13 protein-coding genes are annotated in these 13,926 nt (G+C 67.9%); 8 read left to right on the plus strand and 5 right to left on the minus strand.

Annotated elements, in window-relative coordinates:
- Positions 1-33 precede the first annotated feature (33 nt).
- From G4G00_RS15160 to G4G00_RS15170, 3 genes are all read left to right on the plus strand, one after another.
- Entirely contained in the window at positions 34-630 is a 597-nt protein-coding gene (locus tag G4G00_RS15160) for an NAD(P)H-dependent oxidoreductase (protein WP_164274755.1), read from the plus strand.
- Between the two features lie 47 nt (positions 631-677).
- Positions 678-1,241, plus strand: coding sequence for a TetR/AcrR family transcriptional regulator (locus G4G00_RS15165; RefSeq protein ID WP_164274871.1), 564 nt, complete (start codon positions 678-680; stop codon positions 1,239-1,241).
- Positions 1,242-1,431: 190 nt separating this feature from the next.
- The gene (locus G4G00_RS15170) at positions 1,432-2,979 is read left to right on the plus strand and encodes an alkaline phosphatase (RefSeq protein ID WP_164274758.1); all 1,548 of its coding nucleotides are present in this window, start codon (positions 1,432-1,434) and stop codon (positions 2,977-2,979) included.
- Positions 2,980-3,217: 238 nt separating this feature from the next.
- Here the strand turns inward: G4G00_RS15170 and G4G00_RS15175 are convergent, their stop codons facing one another.
- The gene (locus tag G4G00_RS15175) at positions 3,218-4,153 is read right to left on the minus strand and encodes an AEC family transporter (protein WP_108754323.1); all 936 of its coding nucleotides are present in this window, start codon (positions 4,151-4,153) and stop codon (positions 3,218-3,220) included.
- A gap of 92 nt (positions 4,154-4,245) precedes the next feature.
- Between G4G00_RS15175 and G4G00_RS15180 the strand changes: the two genes are divergently transcribed.
- A complete protein-coding gene (locus tag G4G00_RS15180; RefSeq protein ID WP_108754322.1) occupies positions 4,246-5,121 on the plus strand; it encodes a LysR substrate-binding domain-containing protein in 876 nt (291 codons plus the stop codon).
- A 153-nt stretch (positions 5,122-5,274) separates the two neighbouring features.
- On the opposite strand, the gene G4G00_RS15185 is transcribed toward G4G00_RS15180, so the two are convergent.
- From G4G00_RS15185 to G4G00_RS15195, 3 genes are read right to left on the minus strand one after another with little or no spacing between them, the layout of a single operon-like run.
- Positions 5,275-5,991 (minus strand): transporter substrate-binding domain-containing protein, encoded by a 717-nt coding sequence (locus G4G00_RS15185; protein WP_108754887.1) that lies wholly within the window; start codon positions 5,989-5,991, stop codon positions 5,275-5,277.
- A gap of 60 nt (positions 5,992-6,051) precedes the next feature.
- A complete protein-coding gene (locus tag G4G00_RS15190) occupies positions 6,052-7,575 on the minus strand; it encodes a carotenoid oxygenase family protein (RefSeq protein WP_164274761.1) in 1,524 nt (507 codons plus the stop codon).
- A gap of 19 nt (positions 7,576-7,594) precedes the next feature.
- A complete protein-coding gene (locus G4G00_RS15195) occupies positions 7,595-8,017 on the minus strand; it encodes a DUF2141 domain-containing protein (protein ID WP_164274764.1) in 423 nt (140 codons plus the stop codon).
- 149 nt (positions 8,018-8,166) lie between these two features.
- Between G4G00_RS15195 and G4G00_RS15200 the strand changes: the two genes are divergently transcribed.
- Genes G4G00_RS15200 through G4G00_RS15210 form a run of 3 tightly spaced genes read left to right on the plus strand, consistent with a single transcriptional unit; the run spans position 8,167 to position 10,288 of the window.
- Positions 8,167-9,267, plus strand: coding sequence for a histidine kinase (locus G4G00_RS15200; RefSeq protein WP_164274767.1), 1,101 nt, complete (start codon positions 8,167-8,169; stop codon positions 9,265-9,267).
- On the plus strand, positions 9,264-9,902 hold the full coding sequence (locus tag G4G00_RS15205) for a response regulator transcription factor (protein ID WP_108754318.1): 639 nt from the start codon (positions 9,264-9,266) through the stop codon (positions 9,900-9,902). Before G4G00_RS15200 ends, G4G00_RS15205 begins: the two co-directional genes overlap by 4 nt.
- A gap of 17 nt (positions 9,903-9,919) precedes the next feature.
- Positions 9,920-10,288: a VOC family protein gene (locus tag G4G00_RS15210; RefSeq protein WP_164274770.1), complete on the plus strand. Its 369-nt coding sequence runs from the start codon at positions 9,920-9,922 to the stop codon at positions 10,286-10,288.
- A 7-nt stretch (positions 10,289-10,295) separates the two neighbouring features.
- Here the strand turns inward: G4G00_RS15210 and G4G00_RS15215 are convergent, their stop codons facing one another.
- A complete protein-coding gene (locus G4G00_RS15215) occupies positions 10,296-11,132 on the minus strand; it encodes an arylamine N-acetyltransferase (protein ID WP_164274773.1) in 837 nt (278 codons plus the stop codon).
- Between the two features lie 201 nt (positions 11,133-11,333).
- On the opposite strand from G4G00_RS15215, the gene G4G00_RS15220 reads away from it, so the two are divergent.
- Positions 11,334-13,871, plus strand: a complete 2,538-nt coding sequence (locus G4G00_RS15220; protein ID WP_164274776.1) for a methyl-accepting chemotaxis protein — start codon at positions 11,334-11,336, stop codon at positions 13,869-13,871.
- The last annotated feature ends 55 nt before the right edge of the window (positions 13,872-13,926 follow it).

The raw sequence follows: 13,926 nt of genomic DNA on the forward strand, positions 1-13,926 counted from the left end.
ATTGGTAACTTATTCCATGTTCGAGTGTCTTTCATGCACAGCCTTATCGTCGTTGCTCACCCTGAGCCCCACTCGCTTACCCACGCGGTGGCCGCACGCATCAGCGATGCGATTGCGAGCACTGACGCCCGCAACAGCGTGACCGTGGCTGATCTTGCCAGCGAGGGATTTGATCCCCGTTTCAACGCCGATGACATGGCCCTGTTCCGGCAGAGTGGGGCAGTGCCCGCTGACGTCGCTGCCGAGCACGCACGACTGGATGCCGCCGATACGCTGGTGCTGGTCTACCCGCTGTACTGGTGGTCGTTCCCGGCCCTGCTGAAGGGTTGGATCGACCGTGTGTTCACCCAAGGCTGGGCGTATGCCGACGGTGCCGATGGCAAGGTGGAAAAGAAACTGCAGCGCCTGCAGGTGCATCTGGTCGGCCTGGGGGGCGCCGGCGCGGAGATGATCGAACGCCGCGGCTATGGGGCGGCCATGAAGACACAGATTGATATGGGCATCTTCGACTACTGCGGTGCCACGGTGCGTTCTTCCAACCTGCTGCTCGATGCTGACAGCGGCCAGGGCCAGGCACATCTGCAGACCGCTGCGGCCATCGGCCGTACCATAGGCACACCCACGCCGTGATGTAGAGCCGCTGCATGTCCACCGCCGCCACACCCACCCGCCGCCGGATGTCACGTGAACAGCGCGGCCGCCAGTTGCTGGATGTGGCCTGGGCATTGGTGGGCAGCGAGGGCACCGATGCACTCAGCCTGGGGCGGCTGGCCGAAGCGGCGGGCGTGACCAAGCCGGTGGCGTACGATCATTTCATCACCCGCAATGGCCTGCTGGCTGCACTGTATGCCGACTACGATCAGCGACAGACGGCGGTGTTCGAGGCGCGCATCGGCGCGGCGCCCGCGTGGCTGGCCGAGCGGGCGCGGGCCATTGCATCGGGCTACATCGACTGTGTGCTCTCGCAGGGCAGCGATATCCAGGCGATTCTTGCCGCGTTGGCTGGCTCGCCCGAACTGCGCGACGTTCGCCATCGTTACCAGCAGGACTTCGTCGACCAGTGCGCGCAGTGGTTGGGTCCGTTTGTAGTCGATGGCAAGGTGCCCGTGGCTGGGCGCTGGGCGATCCTGGGTGCTGCCGAGGCGCTGTCCGAGGCCGTGGCCGGCGCCGCACTGCCGCAAGCGGACGCAGAATCCGAACTGCAACGGCTGATCGTGGACATCGTCACGCGCGCATCGTAGCGCCGAGCCTGCGCCTCGCTCTTCGTAGAGTCGAGCTTGCTCGACTGCTCTCCTTCACCCGCAGTCGAGCAAGCTCGACTCTACCTGGCTTGCCGTCGAGCACGCTCGACGCTACCCAATCTGCAACATTGCACGGGTATAACGACCTGCTGTTGGCGGCATCGCCGCCGCTCGCACTGCAGGAACCCTCATGACCCAATCTCCCTCGCGACGTTGGCTGCGCCCGTCGCTGCTGGCCATGGTGGCCGCTCTGGCCGCATGCCAGCCCGTCGCGCGCGGCGACGCGCCGCTGGCCGGGACCACCCGGCCGCACAACGTGATCGTGATGATCAACGATGGCGCCGGCTGGGGCACCTGGGATGCTGCCGCTTACTGGCAGTACGGCAGTCGCGAGGGCGCGCCCTACGCGCAGTTCCCGCAGCGCCTGGGCGTGACCACGTTCCCGTTGAATGCCAGCAGCCAGCCCACCCGCGATGCCGCGCAGACCATCGGCTACGACCCATCGCGCGCCTGGAGTGCCACCGCCGTACCCGCCACCGACCTGCCGTTCGAGGGATACCAGTACCTGGCCGCCGTGGCCACCGACAGTGCAGCGGCAGGCACCGCATTGTCTTCCGGGGTGAAGACGTACAACAGCGCGATCAACTTCAGCAACGACGGCATGCCGGTGGACTTCAACACGCTGCGCGCCAAGCGCCTGGGCATGGCCACCGGCGTGGTCACTTCGGTGCCGTTCGCGCATGCCACGCCCGCGGCGTTCGCGGCGCAGAACGAATCGCGCAACAGCTACCACGCCATTGCCCACCAGATGCTGGCGCAGGGCCACATGGATCTGGTGATGGGCACCGGCGGCCCCGGCTACAGCGTGGACGGCAGGCCCTGCGTGGACGGCCTGGATGCGGTCGCCGCCGAGGGCTGCCAGAACCCCTGGGAATGGGTGTCGCAGCAGGATTGGCAGCAGCTGCAAGCGGGCACGCCGATTGCCGGCAATCCGGCGGGTGCGTGGCGACTGATCCGCAGCAAGGATGAATTCGCCGCCTTGGCCGCCGGCCGCCTGCCCAGTGATCGCCCGCTGATCGGCGTGCCGCAGGTCGCCAACACGCTGCAGCAGGCGCGGCAGCTGGCCGTGGTCGGGCGCGACGCGGCTACACCTTCCGGGGTGAAGAAGATCGACAGCGTGCCCGACCTGGCCACCATGACCCGGGGTGCGTTGCAGTTCCTGCAGCAGCGCTCGCCGAAGGGCCTGTTCCTGATGGTGGAAGGTGGGGCCACCGACTGGGCTGCGCACACCAGCGCGTGTGGTACCGAGTGGCACTACGGCGCCTGCACCGACCAGCCGCAGTTCGGCCGTCTGATCGAGGAAACGGTGGAGTTCAACGATGCGGTCGCCGCGGTGGTCGACTGGATCGAACGTAATGGCGGTTGGGAACGCAACCTGCTGATCATCACCACCGACCACGACAACAGCATGCCGATGGGCCCGGATGCGCAGCAGGTGGCGTTCCAGCCAGTACGCAACAACGGCCGCGGGCAGCTGCCGGGCATGAGTTTCCGCCCCACCGGCAACCATTCCAATGGGCTGGTGCCGCTGTGGGCCAAGGGCAACGGCGCCGAAGGCCTGGCCCGGCGCGTGCGCGGCGTCGATGCCGGCTACCGCCAGCACGTGGGCTGGAATCACGGCAGCTACATCGACAACACCGACGTAGCGTTGGCCGTGCAGGAAGCCCTGAGCCGCTGACTTCGCTCTTCGTAGAGTCGAGCTTGCTCGACTGCTTTTCGCTTCTTGTAGAGTCGAGCTTGCTCGACTGCTCTTCGCGCTTTGTAGAGTCGAGCTTGCTCGACTGCTCTTCGCGCTTTGTAGAGTCGAGCTTGCTCGACTGGACTGCCAAAAGCAGTCGAGCATGGCTCGACTCTACAAAGCACGGCAGTCGAGCAAGCTCGACTCTACGGAAGTCCTGCGCCCAGCAGGTGCGGCGCTACCGGATCAGCGCCAAGTACGCAGTCACGCTCAGCAGTGACAGCACGGTCGTCCCCAGCACCGTCGCCGCGGTCGTCGCGGCCTCGCGCCGATGGAACTCGGCCAGCATGAATGGCCCGGTGCCGGTGGGCAGCGCGGCCAGCAACACCGCTGCATGTACCAGCGGTGTGGGCAGCGCAAACACCTGGGTGGCCAGCAGCCACACCAGCAGCGGCTGCAGCAGCAACTTGGCAGCCCCCAGGCCCAGTGCGCTGTGTGCGGCCCCGGCGGCAACGTTGCGGCGCTCTCCCAGGAACAGGCCCAGTGCGATCAAGGCGCAGGGCGCTGCGGCGCTGCCCAGCAGCTTCAGGAAGGCGTCCACTGGCCCGGGCACGGCCAGACCAGTTGCCATCGGCACGATACCCAGCGCCGGTGCCAGCAGCAGCGGGTTGCGCGCCAGCGATCGACTGACCTTCCACAACAGATGGTGCAGGCGCTGTTCCCGCTGCAGGCCCGCTTCGATCAGGATGATGGCCACGGCGAACAGTACGCAGACCGTCAGCAGGGTGGCGACCAGGGTTGGTGCCAATGCGTCCGGTCCCAGCACCGCTGACGCCAGTGGAAAGCCCATGAAACCGGTGTTGGCGTAAGCGGCATTCAGGCCATCGATGCTGGCATCGGCCAGGGCATGGCCGCCGCGTCGGCGCAGCAGCACCGTGGCCGCGAACACCAGCGCCGTGCCGATGCCGAAGCTGAGTAGGAAGCCGGGGTGCCAGAGGTCGCGCCAGTGCGCGTGGGCCACCACGTCGAACAGCAGCGCAGGCAGGGCAAGGTAGACGACGAACCGGTTCAGTTCACTGGTGGAATGCGGGCCCAGGGCGCCGCTGCGGCGCGCCACCCAACCCGCGAACACCAGGGCGAAGATGGGAAGCACGATCGCCAGGACAGACCACATGGCGGCTTGAAAGAGGGGAGGGGCTACAAGGCTACGCAGCGCCATCCATACCTTCCAATGCTTTCTTTGGCATTCGGCGATACCCTTTGTGCATGATCGACATCCGCCCGTTGCGCTATTTCCTGGCCGTGGCCGATACCCTGCACTTTGGCCGTGCGGCCGAGCGCCTGCACGTCACACAGCCCCCGCTCAGCCGGCAGATCGCGGCGCTGGAACGCTCGCTGGGCGTGGCACTGTTCGAGCGCGATTCGCGCCATGTGCGGCTGACCCCGGCCGGCCAGCGCTTCCGCGATGATGCGCGTGCCGTGCTGGCGTCACTGCAGCAGGCCTGCCACACGGCGCGGCAGATCGACGCCGGTGAACAGGGCGAACTGCAGGTCGGTTTCATGATGCACGCCGCCCACAGTTCGGTGCCGCCCTTGGCGCGCCGGTTCATGGCAGCCTGCCCGCAGGTTCAGCTACGCCTGCGCGAGGCACTGCCGTTCCCGCTGCTGGACGGGGTGCTCAGTGGCGAGCTGGATGCAGGCATCGGGTTCGCGCCCGCAGCAATGCGCGGTCTGCAGATGCAGCCATTGCTGCAGGAGCCGTTGTGCGTGGTGGTGCCGCAGGACCACCGCTTGGCGCGGCGGCGTCAGGTGGCCGTGGCTGCGCTGGCCGATGAAGGCCTGATCACCGCGCCCGCCGAGGTGGTGCCGACGCTGCGCGAAGCGATCGACGCGTGCTTCCGCGCCGCAGGGCTGGAACCGCGGATACGTCTGGAAGTGCAGTTGCAGCAGAGCATCGTCAGCCTGGTGGCGGAAGGGTTGGGCATCGCGCTGGTGCCGGCGTCGCTGCGCCGGCTGGGGGTGCCTGGCGTTGCATTCGTGGGGCTGAAGGATGCCCCGCAGGTGCAGCAGGTCCTGTTCTGGCGTGATGGCAACCGCAATCCTGCATTGGCGCGTCTGCTGGCGTGCATCACCGCCACGTAGCGTCGAGCTTCGCTGTCTGTAGAGTCGAGCCATGCTCGACTGCTCTTCGCTCTATGTAGAGTCGAGCCATGCTCGACTGGACCGCCAGAAGCAGTCGAGCATGGCTCGACTCTACAACTCACGGCAGTCGAGCAAGCTCGACTCTACTGGTCCCTACCGCAGCAGGGTGACTTGCTGCCCGGCGCGGTCGAATGCTTCGACCAGCAGCGATGTCTGGCGGATCGCATCCACTTCGGCAAACAACGCCTGCAGCGCCGCTACCGGGCGCGCGGTCGGTGCCGCCACGGCCTGGGCGATGGAAGTGAACCGGTCAGCCAGCACGCGGTGGCCGGGATGCTGCGCTGCCCAGGCCTGCAATGGCTGGCGCACGCCTGCAGCCGCGTCCAGGCGCTGCTGGGCGAACAAGGCAATGGCGGCGGCGGATGTGTCGGCACGCTCGATGCGTGCATGCTGCAACGCACGGCTGAGAAACAGATCGTAGGCGGCGCCGCGGCCCACCGCGACGCGCATGCCATGGCGATCAAGATCGGCCACCTGCTGCGCGGGGCTGTCATCCCGCACCAGGTAGGTGCCTTCAATTTCCACATAGGGCGCGCTGAAGGCGATGCGATCGGCGCGCGCTGGATCGACCGCCAGGAAGGCCAGGTCCCAGTCATCAGCAGCAGCGGCCGCCACGACCGACGCGGCGGCGTCATGGCAAGTGAAATGCGGCGCGACCGCCAGCCGTTGCGCCAGCGCCGTGGCCAGTTCCACCGAGGGGCCACGCGGCGCCGATGCGTCGCCTTGGGCCAGCACCGGGTTGCCCAGGTTGATGGCGACTCGCAGATGGCCACGCGGTGCCAACGCTTCACGGTAGTCGATCAGGGGCATGGGCAGTTCCGCAGTGAATCGGAGTGCCAGCATGACAGCAAGGCCGTGCGTCCGGTGTGCTCAACCACGTGCAGCAAAGGTCCCGTGGAAGCCCAACGGCACCGCGTATGGCAGCCAGGCCTGCGCCAGTGGCCCATCGCCAACGTGGCGCGCATCCAGTACGGCAATGCCGCTGCGCTGCTGTACCGGGTCCAGCAGGGTGCCGACCAGCCAGCCATCATCGGCACTGCGGCTGCCCGGGCGCGGCACGAAGACGTGTTCTTCGGCCAGGATATCGGTGCCGTAGCGCCACAGTTGGCGCCGGCCACGGTCCACGTCGAACGCGGCCACCGCATTGAAGTACGGCGCGGTGGCTTCACCGGCAATGGTGGGTGCATACAGACGGGCGCCGCGGGTGCTGGGCGTACGCGCATCGAACAGCGGGAACTCTACCGTGCTGATGCCGGTGTCCTGCCAGCGCGCCTGCGTGCGGCGCAGGTCCAGGTGCAGCTCGACCAGGGTGGTATGGCCATTCACTGCGTGCGCGCCATCGCCGGCCATGGCTTCCTTCATGGGTGAACGCGCCTCGTTGATGTCGTCGCGGCGCACGGCGCGCACCACGATGCCGCCGTCACGGGCGTAGGCATCACCGAAGTGGTAGATGGCTGCGAACGGCGCCTCGAACCACTGCGCCTTGTCAGGGCTGTTCTTGTCCACCACGGCAATGCGCGCTGCACGCTGCGGGGCGAAGGCCATGCGCTCGAAGAAGCTGCCGCCGCTCTGCTTGAAGTCGAACGGGGCCAGTACGAACACCAGGTGCTGGTCGGTCATGGTGAACGCGTGCAGGTAGCCGTATTCGGGCGTCTGGATCACGTTGGCGCTGCACAGCTGGCCGTCCTTGCCCAGGTGCCACACCAGCAGTGCAGAACCGCCTACCAGACTGATCGAGCCGAAGTTCCACAGACTGCCGTCGCGGTCGGGCAGGGGGTGGGCCGAAAAAGGCATGGCTGCCAGATCGGGGCGCCAGGTGACCGGTCCGATCGTGTCCAGGGTGTCCGGGTGTACTTCGAAGGCCGAACCGGCCTCGCACAGCGCGAACAGCCGCCCGTTCAATGTCACCACCGAGGTGTTGGCGGTGTTGGCGTCATCGTTGTTGCGTACCGGCTGGGTGTCCGGAACGCTGGTGCCTGCGGCCGGGTACAGGAAGCGACCGGCCTTCTGTTCACGGGTGAACTTGGGCGTGGCCACCATCCGCGCGTGATGGGTCAGGCTGCCATCGCCATTGAAGCGCCAACCGTGCACCATGCCGTCGCCGTCGAACCAATGGTCGTAGCGCAGGCCATTGCGCTCGGTCCATGCCGGACCATTGCGGTACAGCGTGCCTGCCAGGCCTGCCGGCAGGCGGCCCTGCAGGTCGACCGTGGCCGGGCCCAGGGTTTCGCTGCTGACCCCCCGCCATCCAAGCAGCCAGGGGTGGTCATGCAGTCCCTGCGCGAACTGCGCCGGGTCGTTGGCGAAGGCCGGTGCGCTGCGCAGGGCGGTGGCACCCACGGCCAGGCCGGCAGCACTGCTGAGCAGGGTACGGAGGAAGCGACGACGGTCCATGGCGATTCTCGGGCGGGGGTCAGCGCAGGGTGATGTCGATCGCAGTGCCGGTGGCCGGCACCGTGAAGCGGGCCTCGTCGAAGGTCGGCTTGCGCATCACGTTGGGGTTGTTGCTGAAGCCGTAGCCTTCCACCGGCATGCCGACCAGGTTGGTGTCCAGCTTGCCGTTGTCGTTCTCGTCGTGGGTCAGCAACACGGCGTAGCTGCCCGCCGGCAGGTCCTTGAAGGTGAACTGCAGGTGGTCGCCGCTCGGCCTGGCCTGCGCCGCTTTCAGCGGGGCCGCCTTGCCGTCCCAACCGTCGGCACTGTTCACCAGGGCTGCCCGCACGGTGCCGGTCTGGGCGCGGATGCCCTGCACGTTCAAGGTCAGGTCGGCAGCCGATGCGCTGGCGGCCAGGGTCAGGCAGGCGAGGGTGGTGCTGAGCAGTGCGGTGCGGATCATGGCGGTAGGCTCCAGGGGCGGTAGGTCTGCAGTCTGGGCGCGGGCCGGGCCAGGGTTCAGGGCCAGTGGTCATCGATTCGACGTGCCAGAAGTCACTTTCTGCGCCTACCCCATTGCCGGCATACCCTGCCGACCGGCAGCATGCGGCCATGCCTGCATTCTTCCGCCACCTGTTGCGTCCCCTCAGCCTGGCGGGTCTGCTGACCATCGTCGTGGTCGGTCTGACCCTGGACATCCACGGTGCCGGTGCCGGCGCGCGCTGGTGCGCGCTGGGCCTGTTCCTGCTGCTGTTCGCGCTGCATTCGCAGCTGCCCACCCGGCATGGCGTGCGCCTGCTGGCGGCGGTGCTGCAGACCGGGCTGGCCGTGGCCATGGTGGCGCTGGAGCCGCGTACCGGCACCGCGCCCATTCTGCTGGTGGCGCTGGTGGCGCAACTGGGCGAACACTGGCCGCCGCGCGTGGTGCTTGCCCTGGCCCTGCCGGCCAACCTGGCCATGTATCTGGTGTTGAAGCACGTCGGGTTCTCGCAGCCGTTCATGGTGGTGCTGCTGTACAGCGGCTTCCAGGCCTTCGCCGCACTTACCGCCCACTACGCGCGCAGCAGTGCGCTGGCGCGCGACGCGCTGGCCCGGGTCAACGCAGACCTGTTGGCCACGCGCGCGCTGTTGGCCGACAGTGCGCGCGATGCCGAACGGCTGCGCCTGGCCCGCGAACTGCACGACGTGGCGGGGCACAAGCTGACGGCCATGCGCCTGAACCTGCGCGCGCTTGCCGCCGACGAACGGGTGGCGGGGCTGGAGGGGCTGCGCATGGCCGAGCAGTTGTCCGGCGAGCTGCTGGCTGACATCCGCCAGGTGGTGCAGTCCATGCGTGATGATCGCGGGCTGGACCTGGCCACGGCGTTGCATGCGCTGGCCGCACCGTTCCCGCGTCCGCGCCTTCAGGTGCAGATCGCCGAAGGCTTGCGCGTGACCGATCCGCAGGTGGCCGAAGCGGTGCTGCGGCTGGTGCAGGAAGCACTGACCAATGCCGCGCGCCATGGCGATGCAGCCACTGTCTGGTTGCAGGTGAGTGAGGAGGATGCGCAGTTGCAGATCGATATCCGTGATGATGGCCAGCGTGCCGAACGCATCCGCGAAGGCAACGGCATTGCCGGCATGCGCGAGCGCCTGGCCGAAGTTGGTGGGCGCCTGCAGCTGGCACGTACCGAGAGCGGCGGCATGCACCTGCTCGCGCGGTTGCCGGCATGACGGCTCTGGCGGTGCGGGTGGCGCTGGCCGACGATCAGGCGCTGGTACGTGCAGGTCTGCGGGCGCTGCTGCAGGGCTTGGGGGTGCAGGTGGTGCTGGAAGCAGAAGACGGCCAGGCGCTGCTGGATGCCTTGGCCGTGCAGCCGGTCGATGTGGTGCTGAGCGATATCCGCATGCCGGGCCTGGACGGGATTGAAGCCTTGCGGCAACTGCGCGCGCGTGGCGACGCAACCCCCTGCCTGCTGCTGACCACCTTCGATGAAAGCGATCTGCTGCTGCGTGCCAGCGAGGCGGGTGCGCAGGGCTTTCTGTTGAAGGATGCCGCTCCGGCCGATCTGCGCGATGCCATCGAGCGCGTCGCCGCAGGTGAGACCCTGCTGCTGCCGGTCAGTACCGAGCCGGTGCGGGCGCGCTACCGGTTCCATGACCAGGCACCGCCCAACGATACGTTCGGCGAGCGCGAGGTCGCGATCCTGCGCCTGCTGGCCGGTGGCTACAGCAACAAGGAAATCGCGCGCAGCCTGTTCCTGGCCGAAGGCACGGTGAAGAATTACGTGTCCACCATCCTGGACAAGCTGGGGACCCGCGACCGTACCCGCGCGGTGCTGAAGGCGATTACCCTGCGCATCATCTGAAGCGAACTGACGTAGCGATGAACCCTGTCATGCATGTCGAGATTCCGGTGGCCGACCTGGCCCGTGCCATCGCGTTCTACCAGCGCTGGCTGCAGGTGGTGATCGATGCCCCGGTGCCGGTGCATGACTGCATGATGGCCTACCTGCCGTTCGACGATGACGCCGGCGGCGCCAGCCTGGCCCTGGTGCAGGGAGCGGACTATCGGCCCTCGGAGCAGGGGGCGCGCATCTACATCGGTGCCGATGACCTGGACGCCAGCCTGGCCCGTGCGCTGCAGGCGGGCGCCACGCTACGGTTCGGCCCCGCCCAGACCGGTGGGTGGCACGTGGCGGAGATCGCCGACAGCGAAGGCAACCGTATTGCCGTGCAGGCCCCGGCAGCCTGACGCCCGGTTACGAGGCAGCGGACTGCCATCGCTGCAACCACCCTGCAATGGCGGGGTCCAGTCGCGCATCGTCGGGAAGCCGCACCCCGAAGCGATCCTGCAGGACCTGCCGCACATCGGCCACATCGCGCAGCGCCCGCTTCTGCGGCGTCTGGCCGTGGCGGTACTCGGTGTAGTTGCCGCTGCCGATGGTGCGGCGCCAGTTCGGGCCGGTCAGCGAAGCACGCAGCTCGCCCGGGAAACTGGAGTGCGGGTGCGTGCACACGTACCAGTTGCCCACTTCGTTGTCGGCCGCCGCCGGTGAGGCCAGGTCGAAGCGATACAGCGAACGCCAGTCATCGCCGCTGCTGGCGGCCAGCAGGAAATCGCCATTGTCCAGCCGCTGCAGCCGATAGCGCTCGTGCGGCGTGTCCTGCACGGCGCTCTCGCGCAGGCGCAGCGGTACGGTCGGGGTCAGGCTGCCAAAGCCGGTATCCACCAGCCAGTCCTCGTCATCCAGGCGTACCCGGATCAACAAATGGGTACGCGGGGTCAGTTCGCCGTCGCCGGCCGACAGCAGCACGCGCGCGCTCAGCGGGTGGGCATCGAAACCCAGCGCTTGCAGCAGCGCCAGGAAGGCGCCGTTGAGCTCGAAGCAGTAACCGCCGCGCTGGGCGTGCAGCAGCTTGCGCTGCACGCTGTCCAGATCGATCGGCACCGCATCGCGCAGCAGGCAGGTCAGCGTCTCGAAGGGTACGTGGGCGTTGTGGCGCTGCTGCAGCTCGGCCAGCCCAGCAAGGGTGGCCGACGGCGTGGCCTGCAGCTGCAGGCGTTGCAGGTAGTGGGGGACATCGAGCGTGGTCATCACGGCACCGGGTGGGGCACAGAACCCTACTGTGCAACCGCAACCGGGGTTGAGGTCAAGCGGCAGGGCCGTGTCATTCCCCCGTCGTCTGTGGCCGGTACAAAGACCGCGACCGCCGGTGCCGCGATGGCCGCCGAAACAAGGGCTAAAGTCCCGACGATCCGGGCCGATACAGGTGCGTCCTTCTGCCTGGAGTCTGTCATGTTGATCGCGGTGCCCCGCCTCCGATCCCTGCGCACCCGCCTGGATGGTCTGCGCTCGGCGTTTCCTGGCGTGCTGCGCTGGCTGCAGCCGCATCGGCTCAGCGTCGCCAACAAGCTGAAAGCCACCCTGTGGGTCTGCGGCCTGGGCCTGGTGGCCATCGCTGGGGTGTATGCCTGGACCGGCCACGCCAGCGCACAGGCCGCACGCACGCAGGCCAGCTACCAGCGTGGCAGCGACCTGGCCGCAGCGCTGGCCACCCGTGTGGCCGAGGCGCGTCGCCTGCAGACACAGTATGCACGCAGTTTCGACGATGCCGACCGCAGCCAATTGCTGGTCACGCAGCAGTCGCTGCAACGCGACCTGCAGGCGCTGCGTGCGCAACCCATGGACGCTGGCCGGCGCAAGGCACTGCAGTCTCTGGCGGAGGCCGTGGACGGCTTCTCCGACGGCATCACGGCGCTGTTCGCGCGTGTTGACGAGATGGGACGGGGCGAGGCGGGCTTGGCCGCGCAGCTGCAGCAGGCTGCCGATACGCTGCAGGCGGCGGTGGCGGCGCAGCAGCGTCCCGCGCTGGAGCTGCATGTCCAGAAGATGCGCCGGCAGGAGGCGCTGCTGCTGCTCGATGGCGACTCCACCCATGCAGACCGCGCAAGCGAAGAGAAACTACCTTTCGACCTCGCCTTGGTCGGGTTGCCGGCCGATGCCCAGGAACGTCTGCGCAGCGCCATGGATGCCTATCAGGCCACGTTGCTGGGCTATACCGCCGCGCGGGTCGGCCTGGACGTGGAAGCGCAGTCCCTGCTGGATACCGCCGCCGCCGTGGCGCCGGCAGTGGCCACGTTCCAGGAAGCACAGCGGGCCGCACTGGCGCAGGTACAGTCCCGCCAGCAACGGGGCGCACGCACCATGGGCGCGTTGTTCGCGTTCACCCTCGTGCTGGTTGCGGGCGTGCTGATCACCAGCCTGGTGCTGGTCCTGCGCGCCGTACGCCGCCCGATCCAGGACACGCTGCGCTTCGCCAGCGACATCGCCGACGACCGCCTGGATACCACGCTGCGCGTGCACAACGACAGCGATGAGATCGGCCAGCTGGCACAGCGGCTGATCCACATGCAGCAGCGGCTGCGCGCACGGATCGAAGACGAGCGTTCGGTCGCGCGTGGCAATACCCGGGTGCGCCAGGCGCTGGACAGTGCACAGACCGGTTTGATGGTGATCGACGCCGAGGGCCGCGTGGCCTACGCCAACCCGGCGCTGCTGCAGCTGCTGGCGCTGCAGATCGACACCCTGGTGGGCAGTGATGCCGCGCGCCTGCATCCGGCGATGGTCGGCCTGGCCGGCGCACGCCGCCGCGAGGAGCACGAGATCGCGCATGCGGGCGTGCGCTATCAGCTGATCGCCAACGCCATTGTCGACGACGGGCACTTCCTTGGGGTGGCGGTGGAATGGCGCAGCCGTGCGCTGGAAACTATGCTGGAAACCGAGGTGGCGGCACTGGTCGATGCCGCTGCGCACGGCGACCTGCACGGCCGCATTGCACTGGAAGGCAAGCAGGGTTTCGTACGGACCCTGTCCACCAGCATCAACCATCTTCTGGCCACCTTTGAGACCAACCTTGCCGACCTGCAGGCGCTGCTGGCGGCATTGGCGCGCGGCGACCTGAGCGTGCGCATGGAAGGCGAACTGCAAGGCGTTTTCGCACGCATGCGCGACGATGCCAATGCCACCGTTGGCCAGCTTGGGCGCATCGTCACCCGCATCCAGCAGGCCACCGCACAGCTGGATCTGGGCGTTGGCGAAATCGTCTCCGGCCACCACGATCTATCGCAACGGACTGAACAGCAGGCGGCCAACCTGGAAGAGACCGCCGCCTCCCTGCATGAGCTGACAGACACCGTTGGCCGCAACGCCGATGCCGCCGGCCGCGCCGACGCGCTGGTGCAGAGCGCGGCAGCCGTGGCGGCGCGCGGCGGCCAGGCAGTCGGTCAGGTGGTGGCAACCATGCACGGCATCAGCGCAGCCTCGCGCCGTATCGGCGACATCACCCAGTTGATCGACGGCATCGCCTTCCAGACCAACATCCTGGCACTGAACGCCGCAGTTGAAGCCGCGCGTGCTGGCGAGCAGGGCCGCAGCTTCGCAGTGGTGGCCTCGGAGGTGCGCCTGCTGGCCCAGCGCAGTGCCGAGGCGGCCAAGCAGATCAAAGCGCTAATCGAAGATTCGGTCACCCGCGTTGGCCGGGGCAATGCGTTGGCTGAGCAGGCCGGCACCACGATGGGCGATATCGTCGGCAGCGTGCAGCAGCTGGCTGAACTGCTCGCCGGCATCCGCAGCGCATCGCAGGAACAGCACGCCGGCATCGCGCAGGTGAACCAGACCATCGTGCAGATGGAATCGAGTACGCAGCGTAATGCCACTCTGGTGGAAGAGGCGGGCGCCTCCACGGCGCAGATGCAGGCACAGGTACAGGCCCTGGCCGAAGCGGTATCGGCGTTCCGCCTGCAGCCGCAGCGGCGCCCACGCGCGGCCGCTTGATCGCCTTCGCCGGGCAAGGCCCGGCGTTACCGGGAAGCGCCGGGCCATGCCCGGC

Source organism: Stenotrophomonas sp. B1-1 (genome assembly GCF_010894375.1).
Classification (GTDB): Bacteria; Pseudomonadota; Gammaproteobacteria; order Xanthomonadales; family Xanthomonadaceae; genus Stenotrophomonas.